Below are 15,737 nucleotides of genomic sequence, written 5' to 3'. Positions count from 1 at the left end.
GTTGTGTCGGCTTCTTTCCGTCCACGTTGTCGAGGGCATCGTGCAATTCCTCGACGGTGATCTCGTCGAGATGCTTCACTATCTCTTGCAACAGTTCCCGTGCAAAAAGTTCTAACGGTTACTATAGTTATGATGACCGACTCACGCGTTGTATTCAGCATGACCGCTGGAACCTATCACTGGTTGAGGGTTTCAACAAGGCCAAACGAGGTTAATGTCAGTATTTAACAAAGCTAGCTGGTTGTCCATGGGTCTAACGTCGCAACCGTTTGGGTACAGGTTCGCATCCCATGGGTGCTTAATTATGTATCAGTTCTTCTTGTAGCAGCCATGTCACAATTCGCTCAGACACTACAAGGGATCTCTTCGAACGGTAGCTTCTCTGGTTGACGAAGTCCAGCTACTCTTTCCGAGCCTGCTCAGCTTCGACAAACTCGTCGATTGAGGATTGAGTATTCATCAGCGTTTCAACCGCATCTCGCACGGCGGGAAAGACAGCTCCGTCCCGGTCGAACAGCATAATCTCACGGGAATACTGATGGTATCTATTCAGAGATTGCTCGTCTGTCAACAGGTCTCGCGTGCGTCTGAAGCCCGCTGCTCGTAACGACTCCCACTGCCCATCTTGAACAAGCTTGTCGTGGAGTCTCTCTCGTTGTTTGGCACCTACTGTGGGGTTTTCTGGAGACGACCGAGTGTCTCGCTTGTTGATGATGTGACGAAGTGTCACTTCGATCAGTGAGTCAAGCGACCGATAGCGGTTCTTGTCGTCGTGGTCTGTTCCGTGTTTGAGACGCTTGTCACGTGCCAAGACCTCGAACCGGACACCGACGTCTTTCCACCGTTTCTTGCCGATACGATAGATATCAGTATTTCGCTGTATGCGCGATTGGAGCGTTCGTGACGTCCACTCGTCTCCCGTCTCCGAAGACAGGTCATATTGCACGCGGAGCCACTTCCGCAGTCGCTTGAACAACTGGACGCGGTCGCGGATGTATGCCTCTGCATCGTAGGGAATTCCCAACTCATCCAGCGTCTCTCCATATCGAAGCACGAGTTTGGATTTTGGCCCGAAATCCCGCTGATCGACGAGATATTGGTCGATCGAGCGCATCCAGTCGTGGAGGCGAAGTAGATCCGTGTCTGACTCAACCTGGCCAACGGTAGCTGCCAGTTCTCTGTGAACGTCATCCCATCGGAGGTGTGGGTGCGAGTGCGTCGAACGTTGGTGTGCTTGCGTGAGCAGGATGTAATCCCACGACTCGATCATCTCGTTCTCCTCCTGCTTTGTGAGGTAGCGCGTTTGCTTGCTGATCTGTTTGGTACGAAGATTGGACTGCGTCTTCAGTTCGAACACAATAAGTCGAGTATCGGTCTCGATTCGAATATCCAACTCCGTGTCATCAGGGTCTCGACTGAATGCATCGACTGACTTGACTGCATCCTCATCCACCTCTTCGATGGCGTGTCCGACCTGGCTTGCAGCGTTCAAACACCGGTTCAGAAAGGTGACACCGAGGCCGTGACTGCCGTCGGGATCAAGCGCCCACCTGAGGTACTTCGTATGTGTCCGCTCGTCGCGCGCCGCATCGAGGATATCGAAGGTCGTCGTCTCCGTGGCAGTCGTTTGACTGTAGAGTTTCAGTATTTCATCGATATCCTCGCTATCCCCCTCGCTGTCTTCCATTAGTCATTACAGAGAGCATGGTACCATAGTATTGTTGAAAAATATTTCATGTTGAAATACATGGTTTTGACAAATTTTTCGTGACACGTATAGAGGGTGAGTTCAGCAGAGGAAGGTTGGAAATATCTGCTTATTAGTCCCAATTTGTTCGACAAGCTGGGTGTTCAAAATCAAAGAGAGATGGAATCGTCGGAAGTCGGGACATACTGATGCCCACAGCTCGAGCATCGATATACCGCTCGCCACCCTCCGCCAGTCTCGAATCGTTTCACATAGGAATTGACGGCACCACATTCAGGGCATTCAGTTGGGGGAGACGCAGCGTCACTCATTACTCGATGTTTGAGCGGTCAAAGTAAGAAACTATCCTGCGAGCAGGTCACCGACTCCACTCAAATTGACTCGGTGCCACACTCGTGCTCTGTATTCATCACGGTCGCAGAGACCTCACTGAGTACTGTCAGAAGCGATGTGCAACAGACAGAGAAATTCTCTTTATCATTATATTGGGATTTCCACCAGAACAGTTTGTCATGACACGGATGGCTGGTCACAACAGATATATTTGTAGAGCGATTATCTCCGGTTACCATGGCAACAAACAACGACAAAATCCAGTTTAGGGGGGCTGACGAGAAGCGTGCAAGTCAACGCCTCAGTGAGATGCGTCTGGGAGGGATTAACATCAGTGAACTCGCTCGAGAGGGTCTCAAGGAGAAGCTTCGGGAAGTACTCTCGAATGAAGAGCGAGTCGAGTTGCACCAACAGTACCTCGACGGAGAACTGGACGAAGGCGTTGCAAAGATCCTCATTGGAGATCTGCTCGAAGATATCGAGCGTGAGCGCGAGGCAGTCGGGAAGGCGGAGACGCTCAGTACCGATGGCGTCTTCCAGAACGAGTAACGAATGGGTTCAGACGAGATACGGCACCCTGTCCTTGTGGATACCGACGCGCTCATTTCTGTAGCAAATACATCTCTGTGGCCGACGGTTGTAGGCAATCTCAACCTGACGACGACGAACGTCTGCATTCATGAGTTGAAGCGACACATCCGCGACAAGTCTGAATATGCACCTGAGGGGAGCCGTCAAAAATGGATTTACGATGGAAGTGTAGCGGCACTCAAACCGTTTGAAGACAACTCAAACACGGCGTTTACCACAATCAATAGCGTTCCCCGGCCGCATGGGCCGGACGCTGGAGAACAGTCGTTAAAACAAGAACTCGCACAGAACCCAGAAAGCTACACGTTCGTCGTTCTCATGGATCAGAGGGGTCGAGAATCGATAAACCGAGTCTTCGAGGAACGAGACCAATACGGTGTTGCAGTCGCTCCCTCCTATCTACTCTACTTACTCCACAAGAACGGCAACTGTTCGAAGCAGGAATTCTGTGAGGCGTGTGGAGAGCTTCTGGAGGGTGAGGGGTGGACGAGTTACAGTGTGATACAAGCGATTTGGCAGGAAATCCCGATTGACTGCAGTTCGTACTTAGATGGAAACCTATTGCCCTGACAAGTGAACCAGGTAGATCGACGTCATTCGCAACGCAGGTTGACGCGGTGGCTGACGTCAACGAGTTCGTCGAGGCTCATTTGAGACCACTTGTAGCGGCGCTCTCTCGTCTCGTTCTCTGATACCTCTTCTTCAGCCTCCAAACCCTGGGAGTCAGACTGCTGATTCACGCCTTCTCATGTGCGAGTAACCCGCTCGGTCCGTGTTGGGGTGATTCTGAATGTGTGATTTTCGTTGGTCTCTGATTATATGACAACCAAATATACTAATAACTTATGCGGGAGTGGTCCTAACACAACGAAAATTAGTAATTTGGGGCCTCTATGAGGGAATCAAGAGTATATTATATGTCGCTATATGAAATCAATCCAGGGTTGAAGAGACACTTTGGTGTCTGCAAAGCGCGTCGTGGAAACAGGAAGCCCCATCACCAGAAGTCACAGACTTCTGGTTAGAAGTCAGAACTCAGAGAGTTCTGACGACACCCTCATGCGCGAGTCGTTAGGCGAGCGGTAGGGTAGGATAATTCACTTGTCGTCACCAGAGCCACGCACGATCCCGACGTTACTCGTCGCTTCCTGACTGATGCGCTCTGCAATCGTCCCGAACATGATTCGAGATGCCTCGCTCCGTTCGGAAAGTCCGACACAGATCGTGTTGTAGTGATTGACCGTATCGAGTATCGCAGCCTCGATATCGTCGTCGACGATCACGTCACTCTCGTACTCCTCCGGATCGAGCCCTGCTCGTTCAGCAACGTCTTCGATCACTGCTTCTCCCCGTTTGAGTGCGTCAGCGTTTCCATCCGCCATCGGTCGCTGGACGTTCAGCAGCGTCGGCATCGTCCCATCGACGGTCGCGAAATCGACTGCTCGCCGTGCAGCGACCGGTGAGTGGGGACCGGGACCTGCGAGGGCTACGGGAGTGCCGACCGTTTCGTCGTGGAGCGTGACGAGCGTCACTTCACATGGGGCCTTCTCGACGACAGAGTCGAGATTTGGCCCGAACACGTGTCCCTGTCGAGTAAGCGTTCCCCGCCAACCAAGCAGCACCTGATCGGCTCCCTCATCGATGATGGCCTCTAGAATTGTCTCGTCGACGCGTTCACCGTTCAGAGCTACCGTCCGTAAGTGGACGTCCATTTCCTCTGCGATGTCCCGGGCGGCTTTGAGGAGGTCGTGCTGGTGCTCCAGCCGCTCGGCTTCGATGTTTTGCTGTGGTGACGGGTCTGCGACTTGGAGAACGTTGACGGCCACGAGCTCTGGGGTCCCTTCGTCGGTATGGGCGTGTGCAGTGGCGGCGGCAAGACGGATCAAGTCACCTTGTGTCTCCGGATTTGCAACTGGGACGACGACTCTGTACGGGTTCGAGACCGGAGAGACCGCATCACTGATGAGGCCGGTGTCGATCGTGTGGTCTCTGACGTAGATGAAGTACCAGCCGACACCAAGACCGACGATTCCGAGCCCGAGAAGAATGATGATCGGCGCCATCTGCGAGATGACTAGGACTGCGAACAACACCCCGAGGATCGGAACTGCTGGATACAACGGGTCTGGTATCGTGAACGTTGGTTCGTATGCCTCGGGATCAGCACGGCGGAATACGACGAGGGCAACGTGGACAAGCGAGTACGAGACGAGAAAGCTAAAACTCGCTACTTCGGCTAAGAGAGCAACGATAGTCTCGATGTTGAGTCCTGCGGTGATCAGCAGTGCCGTCACGGCACCAGTGGCGACGATTGCTCGATGGGGAGTACCGAATCGGTCATGAGTAACGTTCAACCAGTCGCTCATCAGTTCGTCCCGACCCATGGCGTAGTTCACTCGTGCTGCCGCGAGAATCGAGGAGTTCGAACTCGAGATCGCTGCGATCGCTGCAGCTGCCACGATTGCCACCACTCCGATTGAGCCCATGAATACGACCGCAACATCTGAAACTGGAACGAGCGAGCCGCCTAACGTCTCGTATTGAACGACGCCAGTCGTGACGATCATCACGAACGCGTAGAGAATCGTCACCAGCACGACCGAGAGTATCATCGCCAGCGGGATATTCCTGCTCGGGTTTTTGACCTCTCCCGAGACGGTCGCGATGATCTCGAATCCGAGAAAGGAGACGAAAACGACGCCGGTGGTGGCGATAATACCGCTCGGTCCCGTCGGTGCAAACGGATCGAGGTTCGCGGGGTCGATGAAGAACAGTCCGAGAGCGACGTAGGCGAGCACGATAGCGGTTTCCGCGCCGATCATGATGTTCTGTAGCTGGCTCGATTCCTCCGTGCCGTAGTAGTTGACACCCACAATCAGTACCAAGCCGATGAGTCCCAGAAGAATAACGAGTGCCCGACCATCCAGGAACGGAATCGGTTCGACGAGATACTGTCCAAACCCGATCATATAGAATGCGCTCGCAAACATCAGACCGGTCCACATCCCCCACCCGACGATGCTCCCGAAAAAGCCTCCGAGCGCACGGTTCACGAAGTGGTAGCTCCCACCGGCGACTGGCATTCCCGTCGCCAATTCGGAAAGTGAGAGGGCTGCGAGAAGAGCAACGAACCCAGCAATGACGAATGATATCGAACTCGCTGGGCCAGCACCTTCCGCTGCGATCCCGGGAAGGATGAAAATGCCGGCCCCGATCATCGTCCCGCCACCAAGCGTCATCGCCTCGAGGAACCCGATGTTTCGCTCAAGTTGTCCGCTTCGGTCGCTCATCGGCTCACCATCCCGGAGTTCTGTAGCATGCAGATCGATTGGAGCGTCACCCGATTTTCATACACCGCTGGAGGGCTCTTGCTCGGGTTCAATCGCGAGGATCCGACACGGTCGTCGGACAGAGAGGCCTGCCGATAGCTAGCGCACGCACAGCCCCGTCCCTCTTGTACTACCGTCGCTGGTGGCGCTGTTGTTCTATGTGGTGAAGATCGTCGCGAGACATTCTGTGCAGTTACTACTGTAGTAAACCTCGTATACATCAACTGGAAATCCTCACTCAATATCTCTCACGATGATTGCTGGTTTCTCGATCTCATTGAGGATCGGTGTCAGCACTGCACCGAGGATGCGGTCGCGAAGCGATGGTTCCGTTTCTCCGAGAACAACGAGGTCGTAGTCCGCTACGAGGTCGATGATGTCTCGCTTCGGTGAGCCACCCTCTGAGAGTTTCCAGTCGATTCGGTCCCGGTCGACCCCTTCCTCAGAGAGGCGATCGGCAGCGCCGCGGAGGATGAACTCGCCCTGACTCGGATCTGTCCCCTTGGGAACCGAATGAAACAACGTGACTGCAGCGTCGCTGGCCCGAACCAACTCACCAACGAGAGAGATGATTCGCTCGAGATTCACATCTCCCCGTAAGGGGACGAGAATTTTCTCGACGGTATCCGTCTCTCCAGGAACGAACACGGCATCACAACCGTACTGATCTGCGATCCGGTCGAGGGTGTCCCGCCGATCTTTCGTGAACACGAGGACATCCTCAACGTCGTGGTCTGCGCGAGCAAACTTGCTCACGATATTCCCTAATCGCTCTGCTGCTTCGGCTTCGTGATCTTCCTTGAGGTGCGCTGGGGCGGTCTGCTTGGGAACGGGATAGTAGCCGAGAACGACAATATTGACGGGTCTCAGGAGTTCGAGTACCACTTGATCGGGTGGCTCCATTACAGAGACATCGACCGGAACGAGAACCGTGGAGTCGCCAGTGAGCGGCATGCTTGTCACCTTCTTCTCGGACGACTGGCTTCATTGTTCGTGTCGAATGCCCATGCTTCGGAGGTAGAAATCAACACTCAAGGAGTGAGTCTCTCACTTCGAGGGCAGAATCCGAGTTATACCGGGCCGGGAAACTGGTACGGTGATATCTCACGCTGGCATTATACCGATACCCAATCAGCACTCTCTACTTGAGCTTTGATTTAATCGTCGGACTGATACCGAGATGCCCCGTTTGGAACCAAACCCACCCCATTATCAAGAGTGCTGCTAGTACTTGAAGCCCGGTCTGGATGAGACCGGTCTGTCCAGTAAGCCATGCAGGCCCACCCACAGAGAGTGCAATGATAGTCACCGATGAACCGGACGCAATCGGAAAGACATACCCAGATACGAAGTTGAATCCGGCGTGGATGCCGATCGGAAGGCCAAGTTGCCCCGAAACGAGATATGCAAATCCGAGCAGGAGTCCGGCGCTCAGGAAATGAAGACCAGCAACGAGTGTCGGGGCTGGATGCGCAATTGCAAAAAGGAGCGCTGACACACTCCAGGCAGTTGCGATCGTTGTCGTTTCAGACACCCACTGCAGGTCCATTCCCTCAACGGCGTTCGTGAGGACGTATCCCCGGAAGACGAGTTCTTCGACTACCGCGATACCGGTGATGATTACGACAGCGAGACTGACATCTCGAAGGAAGATAGCTGTCAAGGTATACCCTGTTCCACCGACGGTTATCCAGCCCCCAGCGACACCAAGTAACACCGATCCTGTGGGAATCGTGCCTCCAATAACGAGCCCTGCAAAGAGGTCGAATATCCACCCACGGTTGGGTTCGAGTCCATACTCCTCAAGGGGCCGCTTGTCGAGGTAAATCGCCGCTCCGATTAGGAGTCCGATTGTGCAGCAAACCAAGAGGACCCGAAGTACAGCGGAGTGAAATAGTCCATCCCCTGGCGGGTCGATGAGGATTGGAAGTGACACGGAGACGATAGCATAGACCGTCATGAACACGTACACGCGAAGAAGCGTCCGTAGTCGCTGCTCTCGCTCGTTCCACGAGAGCAAACGGAGACGGCGGAGATATTCGCGTATGTACGGGCCCACGTGAGTTCGTGTCGTTAGTCGGGCGGGGCGATATTTATGACATTTCCTCGTTAAACCGTCGGATGCCTTCGTCAGTACCTGCGATAATGAGTTCATCGCCAGATTCGACTCTGAGGCCCGGACCTACATCGGTAATGACGGTACCTTCACGCTCGACGCCGACAATCGTACAGTCGGTCTTCGATCTAACTAGCGCCTCGCCAATTGTTTGACCCACCAGCTTGGGGGCCTGCGTGCGGACAACTTCCACCTGCTGGTCTAACGACAGAACGTCTTCATCTTCAAGAATCGTCGATGCAATCATCCGGCCGCTGACGGTGGCAAGTGAGAGAACATAGTCGGCGCCGGCACGATACATCTTCTGGACACTCTCAGTTTCTTCGGCGCGGGCGATGATTTCCGTCCGGGGGCTCATATCTCGAATCACGAGTGTGGCAAACTCCGCCGTCGTGTCGTCGGGGAGCGCCAGGATAGCCGATCGGGCATTGTCGATCCCCGCTTCCCGAAGCGTCTCCGGCTCGATCGCGTCACCGACGACGTCGACTTCCTCCATCTCTGTCTGGTCGACCACGGTATACGGCAGGCCGGCTTCATCCAGTGCACTGGTGATCGTACTGCCGACCTGCCCGTAACCGATGACTATCGTCTTCCCGCGGTCAAAGCGTCTGACCTCTGAGAGAGTGAGTTCCTTGAGTTGCTCGAGCTGGTCCTCACGACCGGTGACGAGGAGCACCGTGCCGTTCGTGAGTGTGGCGTCCGGAGAGGGCGGGGTCTCGAACTCGCCACGGAACCACGCCCCGATGACGTTGACGCCCGCCTGCTCGCGAATCCCACTGTCGGCAAGCGTCGTGCCGACAAGTCGACTGCCTCGATGAATGGGGAGTTCCGCGATCTCGAAGTCATCACCGATTTCAACCGCGTCTCCCAGATCGGCAGTGACGGACGTCGTCACCTTTGACGCGAGACTCTCGCCGAGAAGTGGTCGAGGGGACAGTACTTCGTCGGCGCCTGCGAGGCGATGATAGACTGTTCGGTCGGGATCTTCGACGACGCTGATAATCGGCACGTTCTCTGCGACCTCTTGAGCGGTGAGAACGATACTCGCGTCCACCTGGTCAGAGACGTCAGCAACGAGTGCCCGAGCAGATTTGAGTTCTGCCTGTTCGAGGCCAGTCACTGATTCGGGGTCCTCATGGATAACCCGATAGCTACTTTCGTAGAGTTCAGTTGCACGGTCACGGTCTGGCTCAACAATGACGTAGTCCACGTCCCAGGATTCGAGTTCAGTAATAAGTGCCTCGGCCCGAGAGGTGTACGAACAGATGATTACGTGACCTTCAAGCCCATTGTCGACTGATTTCGGGACTGTCGTCGAGAGGATATCTTCGAGCAACGGAAACACCAACACAGGCAGAGCCATGAAGATGAGAGCGACTCCTGTGAGGTCCATAATGATGATGAACGCGTTCATCTCTGGGGTGTCCCAGGGCGCATCCGATCCGAACCCGGTCGTGGTGAACGTTTCGACGACGACCTGCAACGAGTGAAGAAATGATAAAGACTCGCCCTCATAGATCCGCATTCCCTGATGATACAGGGTCGCGTAGACGAGCATTATGCCGATGAGTAGGAGCGAATAATAAATAGTTCGACGCTGCCACTTGTCCATACTGATGGAAACGAAGTCGGCTCCATTAAACCATCGTGGGACAGCAGTCGAGGGTTCGAGACGAATTTGCACAGTCCCTCATATTGTTCTAGCACCCAGGTAGCGTCAGTACGGTCGTACTCGTGATTGAGGGGGGGGGCAGTTCTCAGCCTAACCGCTGCTATCCGAACTTCACACCCCACTGTTTCCGGAAAAAGGTCGCTTGAGACCGGTGAGCTGTCAAACAGAGAATCAAATACAAACGTCATTTAACTGGAATTAGGCGCTAAGACCCTTTCTCAAGGAGCGAACGGCGAAATCCGTGAGCGAGTAGGGTGGGGTAGTTCACTCTCGAATGAGGCGTTATCAAGACATAGTCCACCGTAGTTTTGAATACCCCCTCTACCGAACGAAGCGAGTATGGAGGTTTCTAGCATTGCGGTTGACGAATCCGTCTCAACCGTCTTTCCCCCCGAGGTGTTGCGAGATGCTCTCACAGAGACGGTCGATGCCGCTGTCGTCGACGCCGGTATCGACTCCCTCGAATCGTACGATGCGGTCGTTACGATGGCCTACCACGAGAGCTATCTCGATGATGTTAACTGGATACACTCGATTCAGGCCGGTGTGGACCGCTTTCCGTTCGACGAGTTACGCGAGCACGGAGTGGTCCTCACAAACAGCAGTGGTATCCACGGACCTGCGGTCGGCGAGACAGTCGTGGGATACATGCTCTCGTTTGCTCGTCGACTGCTCCCAGCAGTGAAATCGCAGACTAAGCGAGAGTGGTCACCACCGGAATGGGACGAAGCGTATACGCTGGCGGGAGAACGCTGTTGTATCGTCGGGTTAGGAACACTCGGCCGAGGTGTCGCCAATCGGGCTTCCGCACTTGGCCTCGACATCGTCGGCGTTCGTCACTCCGGCGAACCTCTCGACGGGGTTCAAACAGTCTACAGCCCTGATGATCTCCAGACTGCAATCCGGGACTCGAAGTTTGTCGTACTCGCTGTTCCGCTCGTCGACGAGACTCACCATCTGATATCGACAGAAGAGTTCGCCGCGATGCGAGACGATGCGATATTGATCAACGTCGCTCGCGGACCAGTGGTCGACCAAGAGGCACTCGTTGATGCCCTCGATGCAGGGATGCTCGGTGGGGCCGCACTCGACGTCTTCGAGGCAGAACCACTCCCCGAGAAGTCTCCACTTTGGGAGTCCGAGGAAGTTCTCATCACTCCGCACTGTGCGGGGTTCACCGAAGATTACTACCGGAACGTCGCCGATCTCGTCCAAAAGAACCTTACCCAGATTGATGCTGGAGAAGAACTCGTCAATCGGGTGGTCTAACGGCCCGTTTACCGGTTAAAAGCCGAATTCTTCGAGCCCGTACCGACCGACGGAACTTTTTCACACCCCGAGAGTCGGCGTCACCTGGTCTCCCTCGTCCGAAGCACAATGTGACCCGTATTTAGCGTTGTCAACGCTGGGGTCATATCGGTTTGAAGATTGAATGCTGTGTGAGCGAAAGCCTGCCAGAGAACTCGTTCGGGATAGGCATGTTTTGAGAGGTCGACGCCCAGTTTCGTCGCCAAGGCTCTATCGTCGAGTTCCCCAGCCGTGGTCGGAACCGGTAGCGGATTCGGAATCCCGTCGAGATCGAGGCCGAAAGACGGAAACAGTCGATACGTTCCGCTGCGGGCTGGATGATGCAGTTCGCGACGTCCGGGGTAGCGGACGACGAGTTCCGGTGTAACTGTCGTTGACCCACTGTCACTCCCCACCGGTTGGATGCATTGCTCGGAGAGACGTATACGACGCCTCGTACCGACTGGGATGGAGTGGGATGTTCCGTTTACTGACAGCTCGGCCACCGTATCGGACCGACTATCGATGGAGAGATCGGGAGTAGAGTACGAACTCACGTGACTCGTCGTCGCGTCGCCGGCAACCGTCCCGTCGACGACGAGTATCGTTCCGCTCGCACCTTCGGTAACGAGCGGTGGCCCACTGGCTGGAAGCGAGTTGAAACCGACGAGTTCGTGAGTCGTCGCACAGGCCAGTTCCCAATCCATCGGGTCGGTGGTTGACGGTGCCAACGCCGGCCGCCAGTAGAACACTCGCGAGGTACCCTCGGATTCGTACGGAATTGCATCGGGGAAGAAACGGTCGCTGTGGCCGCTCGGCTCGAGGGCGGGGTGTTCGAGTTTGAGTTCGAGATACGAAATCCGCCGAACGATCGGTGGGGTGATATCGGTGGGAGATATCCGTCGCCATTCGACTGTCGTTCGAGTACTGTCTATCGATTCTGTCATTTCTGTCGATGTCCTGCGATTCGTGTACTCATCAGTCACCTACCGGACCCTCTTGGTCCGTCTGGGACGCTGTCATCTCTTTGCTCTGGTTGAGATGCGACCCGAATCCAGCCGTTGGCAGGTCAAGTGTCCTCTTCGTAGTGAGGTAGCCCCCTACCGACGACGAGTCGACAGTACCGTCGTACTCTCGGTCGGTAGATGTCGTGCCCATATCGGAGGTCTTCCCGACGAACCACCGAGTACGTTCGGCCGAATATCTCCGGCACGAAACTTACTTTTGGGTATCCTAATTTCTCATTGAGGAGATCTCAGTCGCCATGCCAGAATCTCAGACCCAAGTCACTATGGACCAGGCGGATGCGCTCTTCGACAGATACACGCTTCCAAAGATAGCGCTAGCGGTTATTCTGGCTGCTTCGCTGGTCGGTACGTGGGTCACCACGACTCTCAGCGGAACCGCAGACCTCCTGTTCGTCGCGGCTAAGTGGGCGTATTTCGTTGCACTGGGTGTCCTTACGGGTGGCTTCGTTTGGAAACACCTCTTCGTTCGTCCAGCCGATCTCGGGGACGAAGCCGCCGACTACTGTGCCGAGATGTACGACCGGTTCGACCGTATCGCCACCGGTGCAATCGCCGTACTCGTAGTCTGCGGCACGGCTGTCCTCTGGGAGTACTCGGTTGCTTTCGGGCGAACGACGTGGGTTCTCGGATACGCCGCGTTGATGGCGGTATGGCTCTCGCTCGTCATCGTGACGACGCATCGGAGCGCTGCCGTCGAACGCCAATTCCGGAGTACAGTCGGGCTGGCCGTATTGATACTCGCGCTTGCAGTCGTCGTCGCGACAGCTGTCGCTGACGTCGCGATGCGCGGCCCAGACCTCGTTGCCTCAGGCGTCCGTATACTCCATCTCCTATCGTTCGCCGTATGGGTCGGTGGCGCAGTGTGGAACATCTTCGTCGCCGTTCCGACGGGACAGAAACGCCCGACGCTCGATGTCGTTCGAGCGGCAGGTGAGCAACTCGAACGGTTTCGATGGGCAGTTCGTTTCATCATCCCCACACTGTTCCTGACTGGCATCTATCAGGCTGTAGACGGTCTCGGAACGAACGCCACGTCGTATCTCGGGTACACTGTGGGGTTAGCTGTCCTCGCAAAGGTCGGGTTCATCGGTCTGCTGGTGGTCATCTTCAAACTCTGTCCGATGTGGCGGGCCTGTTCTCCAATCGAGGGCGTCTGCGAACTCGATGATCTCGGTGGAGGCAGTACGCAAGAGAGCGGTTCGATAGATAGCGAACCGACCGGCGAGCCCACGGGAGTGACGAGTGATGACTGAGTCGACAGTCTCCGACACGGCTCCCGACATCGATCCGGACATGACCGTCGACAACCGCGGCCGTGGCTGTGCGAGTGGGATTGCACAGGTCCAGCGTGCGCTCGAAGACCTGCCAGATGGTGCTGTGTTGGTAATAAAGAGTACCGACAGACGAGCAAAACAGGAGTATCCGCAACTGGCGGAACAGACACCGCACGAACTACTCGCTATCGAGAGTAAGCGCGGACGGCTCCTCCGTAAAGAGTACACGACCTATTTGGAGATCCACCATGAGTGATAACGAATCTCGACCGACCGGTAGTATCGAGCGAAAACACCACGAAACCCCCTGGCAGCGCCTTGCCAGTGCCGAACCCATCCGGATCCGTGATCCGCTTGCGGAAGTCCTCGGAATGGTACCGGAGGGCGACCCGCTAGTCGTGACCTTCGTCGACGTAGCTAAAGCGGCCGGACACGCCTGTCCGGCAGTCTCCGGTGCATATCGAAGTGCGCAACTCGCACTCGACCGAATCTATCCGAACGAATACCCGGTTCGGTCGGATGTCGAAGTGACAGTTGGCGGTGATCCGGGTGAACCCGGCCTCGGGCCGATGGCGAACGTGGTCCGTCATATCACTGGCGCTGCTGGCGAGACCGGCTTCGCCGGCTTCGGGGGGTTCGGTGGGAGGGAAAACCATCTCACGTTTGGAAACGTAGACGGACCGGGCCGAACGTTTCGGTTCGAACGGAGCGATACCGGCGCTGCCGTCGTCATCTCGTTCGACCCGTCAGCGACCGGCGTCGACCCTGACACCAACGGTGGCAAACCGATGCAAATGCTCTCGAAGGTCGTTTCCGGTGTTGCCGATGACGCGGAAACGGACGCGTTCCGCGACCAATGGCACGACCGCGTCCAGCGTATCCTCGAAGCACCCCCCGATGGAGGACCATTCTCGGTTGAGGAGGTCGAATAATACTATCGGTACCCGTGGGAGGCACTGTCTACTGGCTCTTCGAAAATAGTAGTACTGGAGATATTCGTTGAACCGTAACTGACTGTGAATTTGGCCGAGAACTTGCTCTGGAGTCGTATCCGTTTAGCGTTTGAATAGCGACTTTTCGCTCGCTCGTAATTGAATACGGTCCCGAAGACATTCGCACCAGAGTACAAATGCTACCTACGGGAAAGAACACTATCGAGATGTCACCATCACTTACCCTGACGAATCGGCCAGAAGACGAGTACCGACAGGTGCTGTTCGATGCATTGACTGATGCAGAATCCGGCGACGAACTCGAGGTCGTGGCCGATCGGGACGTAGACACGCATCTGGTCCGGTACCAGATCGAACGTGGCCGAGCCGTGAAGTGGGAGTACGAACACCCCAACGAAGAGCCCAGAAAACTTCAGGTGACCGTAGGCGGTCCGCTAGCCGACGGAGAACTCGGAACGATAGACGTTCGTGACCTGAAACCGCAGCGACGACACGAGGCGCTTCTCGATATCTTCGACGAGCTGGCACCGGACGAGGGGTTCGTCCTCGTCAACGACCACGACCCGAAGCCACTGTACTACGAGATCCGGTCGATGCACGGCGAGGTAATCGACTGGGAATACGAGAGCCGTGGAGCCGATGGTTGGCGCGTCAAAATCGAGAAGACCGCTCAGTCGGAGCACACCGATGAAGACGTCGTCACCCGATACGACGTCCGTGAAATCCCAAAGCAGGAGCGCCACCCGACGATCCACCACCGATACGGTATGATTCCTGCAGGAGGGACGATGGAACTGATCGCTCCCCACGAACCGCGGCCACTCAGGCGGGAGTTCCACCAGCGGTACGGTGACTCGTTTACTTGGGATGTCGTCGAAGACGAACCGGGCCGCTGCCGCGTGCAAGTCACGAAGGAAGAGGCGGACAAGGATACGAACTCAACAGAAGATACCGGGCCACGAGCTTCGTCGTCGACCGACGAGGCTGTCCACATCACTGAGGAACTCGACGTCCGTGACCTGCCTCCAGCCAGACGACACGAACTGATCTACGAGCGATACGCTGGTCTCGACAGAGGAGAGGGGTTCATCCTCGTCAACGACCACGACCCGAGGCCACTGTATCACCAGTTCGAGGCCGAGGCCGGACCGGAGTTCCGGTGGGAGTACCGCCAGAAAGACCACGGGGAGTTCAGAGTGGTAATCGGCAAGGCTGACGGGGACGGTAGCGACGTGGCGAGCGAGGAACCGGAAGCACCGTTCTGACCGCGCGTTCGTTCGTGAATATTCACAGTGGACGTAACTGCTTTTTTGCTGTCGTCGCATCGGACACAAAGGGCGTGTTGTCCAACAGGATGCGGAGGAATTCGGGACGTTACTTTCCACGAAGAGTATGTGCGTATACCACAATATCGTTGGAGATAAGAGCAAGTCCGTCGATGTCGTC

Annotated in this window: 13 protein-coding genes; 7 read left to right on the top strand and 6 right to left on the bottom strand. The window is 55.7% G+C overall.

Translation table 11 applies throughout. The features are described from left to right. Positions 1–400: 400 nt before the first annotated feature. Positions 401–1,687 (bottom strand): PD-(D/E)XK nuclease family protein, encoded by a 1,287-nt coding sequence (locus DEQ92_RS20180; protein ID WP_115821590.1) that lies wholly within the window; start codon positions 1,685–1,687, stop codon positions 401–403. Positions 1,688–2,278: 591 nt separating this feature from the next. Here DEQ92_RS20180 and DEQ92_RS20175 point away from each other — a divergent pair. Continuing rightward, complete coding sequence (locus tag DEQ92_RS20175) at positions 2,279–2,590, top strand: hypothetical protein (RefSeq protein WP_058573281.1); 312 nt, start codon at positions 2,279–2,281, stop codon at positions 2,588–2,590. A gap of 3 nt (positions 2,591–2,593) precedes the next feature. After that, complete coding sequence (locus DEQ92_RS20170) at positions 2,594–3,202, top strand: hypothetical protein (RefSeq protein ID WP_115821589.1); 609 nt, start codon at positions 2,594–2,596, stop codon at positions 3,200–3,202. A 527-nt stretch (positions 3,203–3,729) separates the two neighbouring features. Here DEQ92_RS20170 and DEQ92_RS20165 read toward each other — a convergent pair. The 4 genes from DEQ92_RS20165 to DEQ92_RS20150 all read right to left on the bottom strand — a co-directional run bounded on the left by DEQ92_RS20165 (position 3,730) and on the right by DEQ92_RS20150 (position 9,689). Then, complete coding sequence (locus tag DEQ92_RS20165; protein ID WP_115821588.1) at positions 3,730–5,922, bottom strand: amino acid permease; 2,193 nt, start codon at positions 5,920–5,922, stop codon at positions 3,730–3,732. Positions 5,923–6,195: 273 nt separating this feature from the next. Next, a complete protein-coding gene (locus DEQ92_RS20160) occupies positions 6,196–6,915 on the bottom strand; it encodes a universal stress protein (RefSeq protein WP_115821587.1) in 720 nt (239 codons plus the stop codon). 187 nt (positions 6,916–7,102) lie between these two features. Beyond that, on the bottom strand, positions 7,103–7,933 hold the full coding sequence (locus DEQ92_RS20155; protein WP_158547637.1) for a CPBP family intramembrane glutamic endopeptidase: 831 nt from the start codon (positions 7,931–7,933) through the stop codon (positions 7,103–7,105). 121 nt (positions 7,934–8,054) lie between these two features. Beyond that, complete coding sequence (locus DEQ92_RS20150; RefSeq protein WP_115821585.1) at positions 8,055–9,689, bottom strand: TrkA family potassium uptake protein; 1,635 nt, start codon at positions 9,687–9,689, stop codon at positions 8,055–8,057. 399 nt (positions 9,690–10,088) lie between these two features. On the opposite strand from DEQ92_RS20150, the gene ddh reads away from it, so the two are divergent. After that, the gene (gene ddh / locus DEQ92_RS20145; protein WP_115821584.1) at positions 10,089–11,018 is read left to right on the top strand and encodes a D-2-hydroxyacid dehydrogenase; all 930 of its coding nucleotides are present in this window, start codon (positions 10,089–10,091) and stop codon (positions 11,016–11,018) included. Between the two features lie 80 nt (positions 11,019–11,098). Here ddh and DEQ92_RS20140 read toward each other — a convergent pair whose 3' ends face one another. Beyond that, positions 11,099–11,983, bottom strand: coding sequence for a hypothetical protein (locus tag DEQ92_RS20140; RefSeq protein WP_115821583.1), 885 nt, complete (start codon positions 11,981–11,983; stop codon positions 11,099–11,101). Between the two features lie 317 nt (positions 11,984–12,300). Between DEQ92_RS20140 and DEQ92_RS20135 the strand changes: the two genes are divergently transcribed. The 4 genes from DEQ92_RS20135 (at position 12,301) to DEQ92_RS20120 (ending at position 15,556) form a co-directional block, all read left to right on the top strand. Beyond that, positions 12,301–13,317, top strand: coding sequence for a hypothetical protein (locus DEQ92_RS20135; RefSeq protein ID WP_115821582.1), 1,017 nt, complete (start codon positions 12,301–12,303; stop codon positions 13,315–13,317). Then, a complete protein-coding gene (locus DEQ92_RS20130) occupies positions 13,310–13,594 on the top strand; it encodes a sulfurtransferase TusA family protein (RefSeq protein ID WP_115821581.1) in 285 nt (94 codons plus the stop codon). The genes DEQ92_RS20135 and DEQ92_RS20130 overlap by 8 nt, the downstream gene beginning before the upstream one ends. After that, the gene (locus DEQ92_RS20125; protein ID WP_115821580.1) at positions 13,587–14,270 is read left to right on the top strand and encodes an FmdE family protein; all 684 of its coding nucleotides are present in this window, start codon (positions 13,587–13,589) and stop codon (positions 14,268–14,270) included. Before DEQ92_RS20130 ends, DEQ92_RS20125 begins: the two co-directional genes overlap by 8 nt. A 227-nt stretch (positions 14,271–14,497) precedes the next feature. Further along, positions 14,498–15,556, top strand: coding sequence for a DUF2249 domain-containing protein (locus DEQ92_RS20120; protein WP_193493867.1), 1,059 nt, complete (start codon positions 14,498–14,500; stop codon positions 15,554–15,556). Positions 15,557–15,737: the final 181 nt, after the last annotated feature.

The organism is Haloferax sp. Atlit-6N (assembly GCF_003383195.1).
Lineage (GTDB): Archaea > Halobacteriota > Halobacteria > Halobacteriales > Haloferacaceae > Haloferax > Haloferax gibbonsii.
The sequence above is the reverse complement of the archived record's forward strand: the minus strand, read 5'-3'. Positions and strand labels throughout refer to the sequence as shown.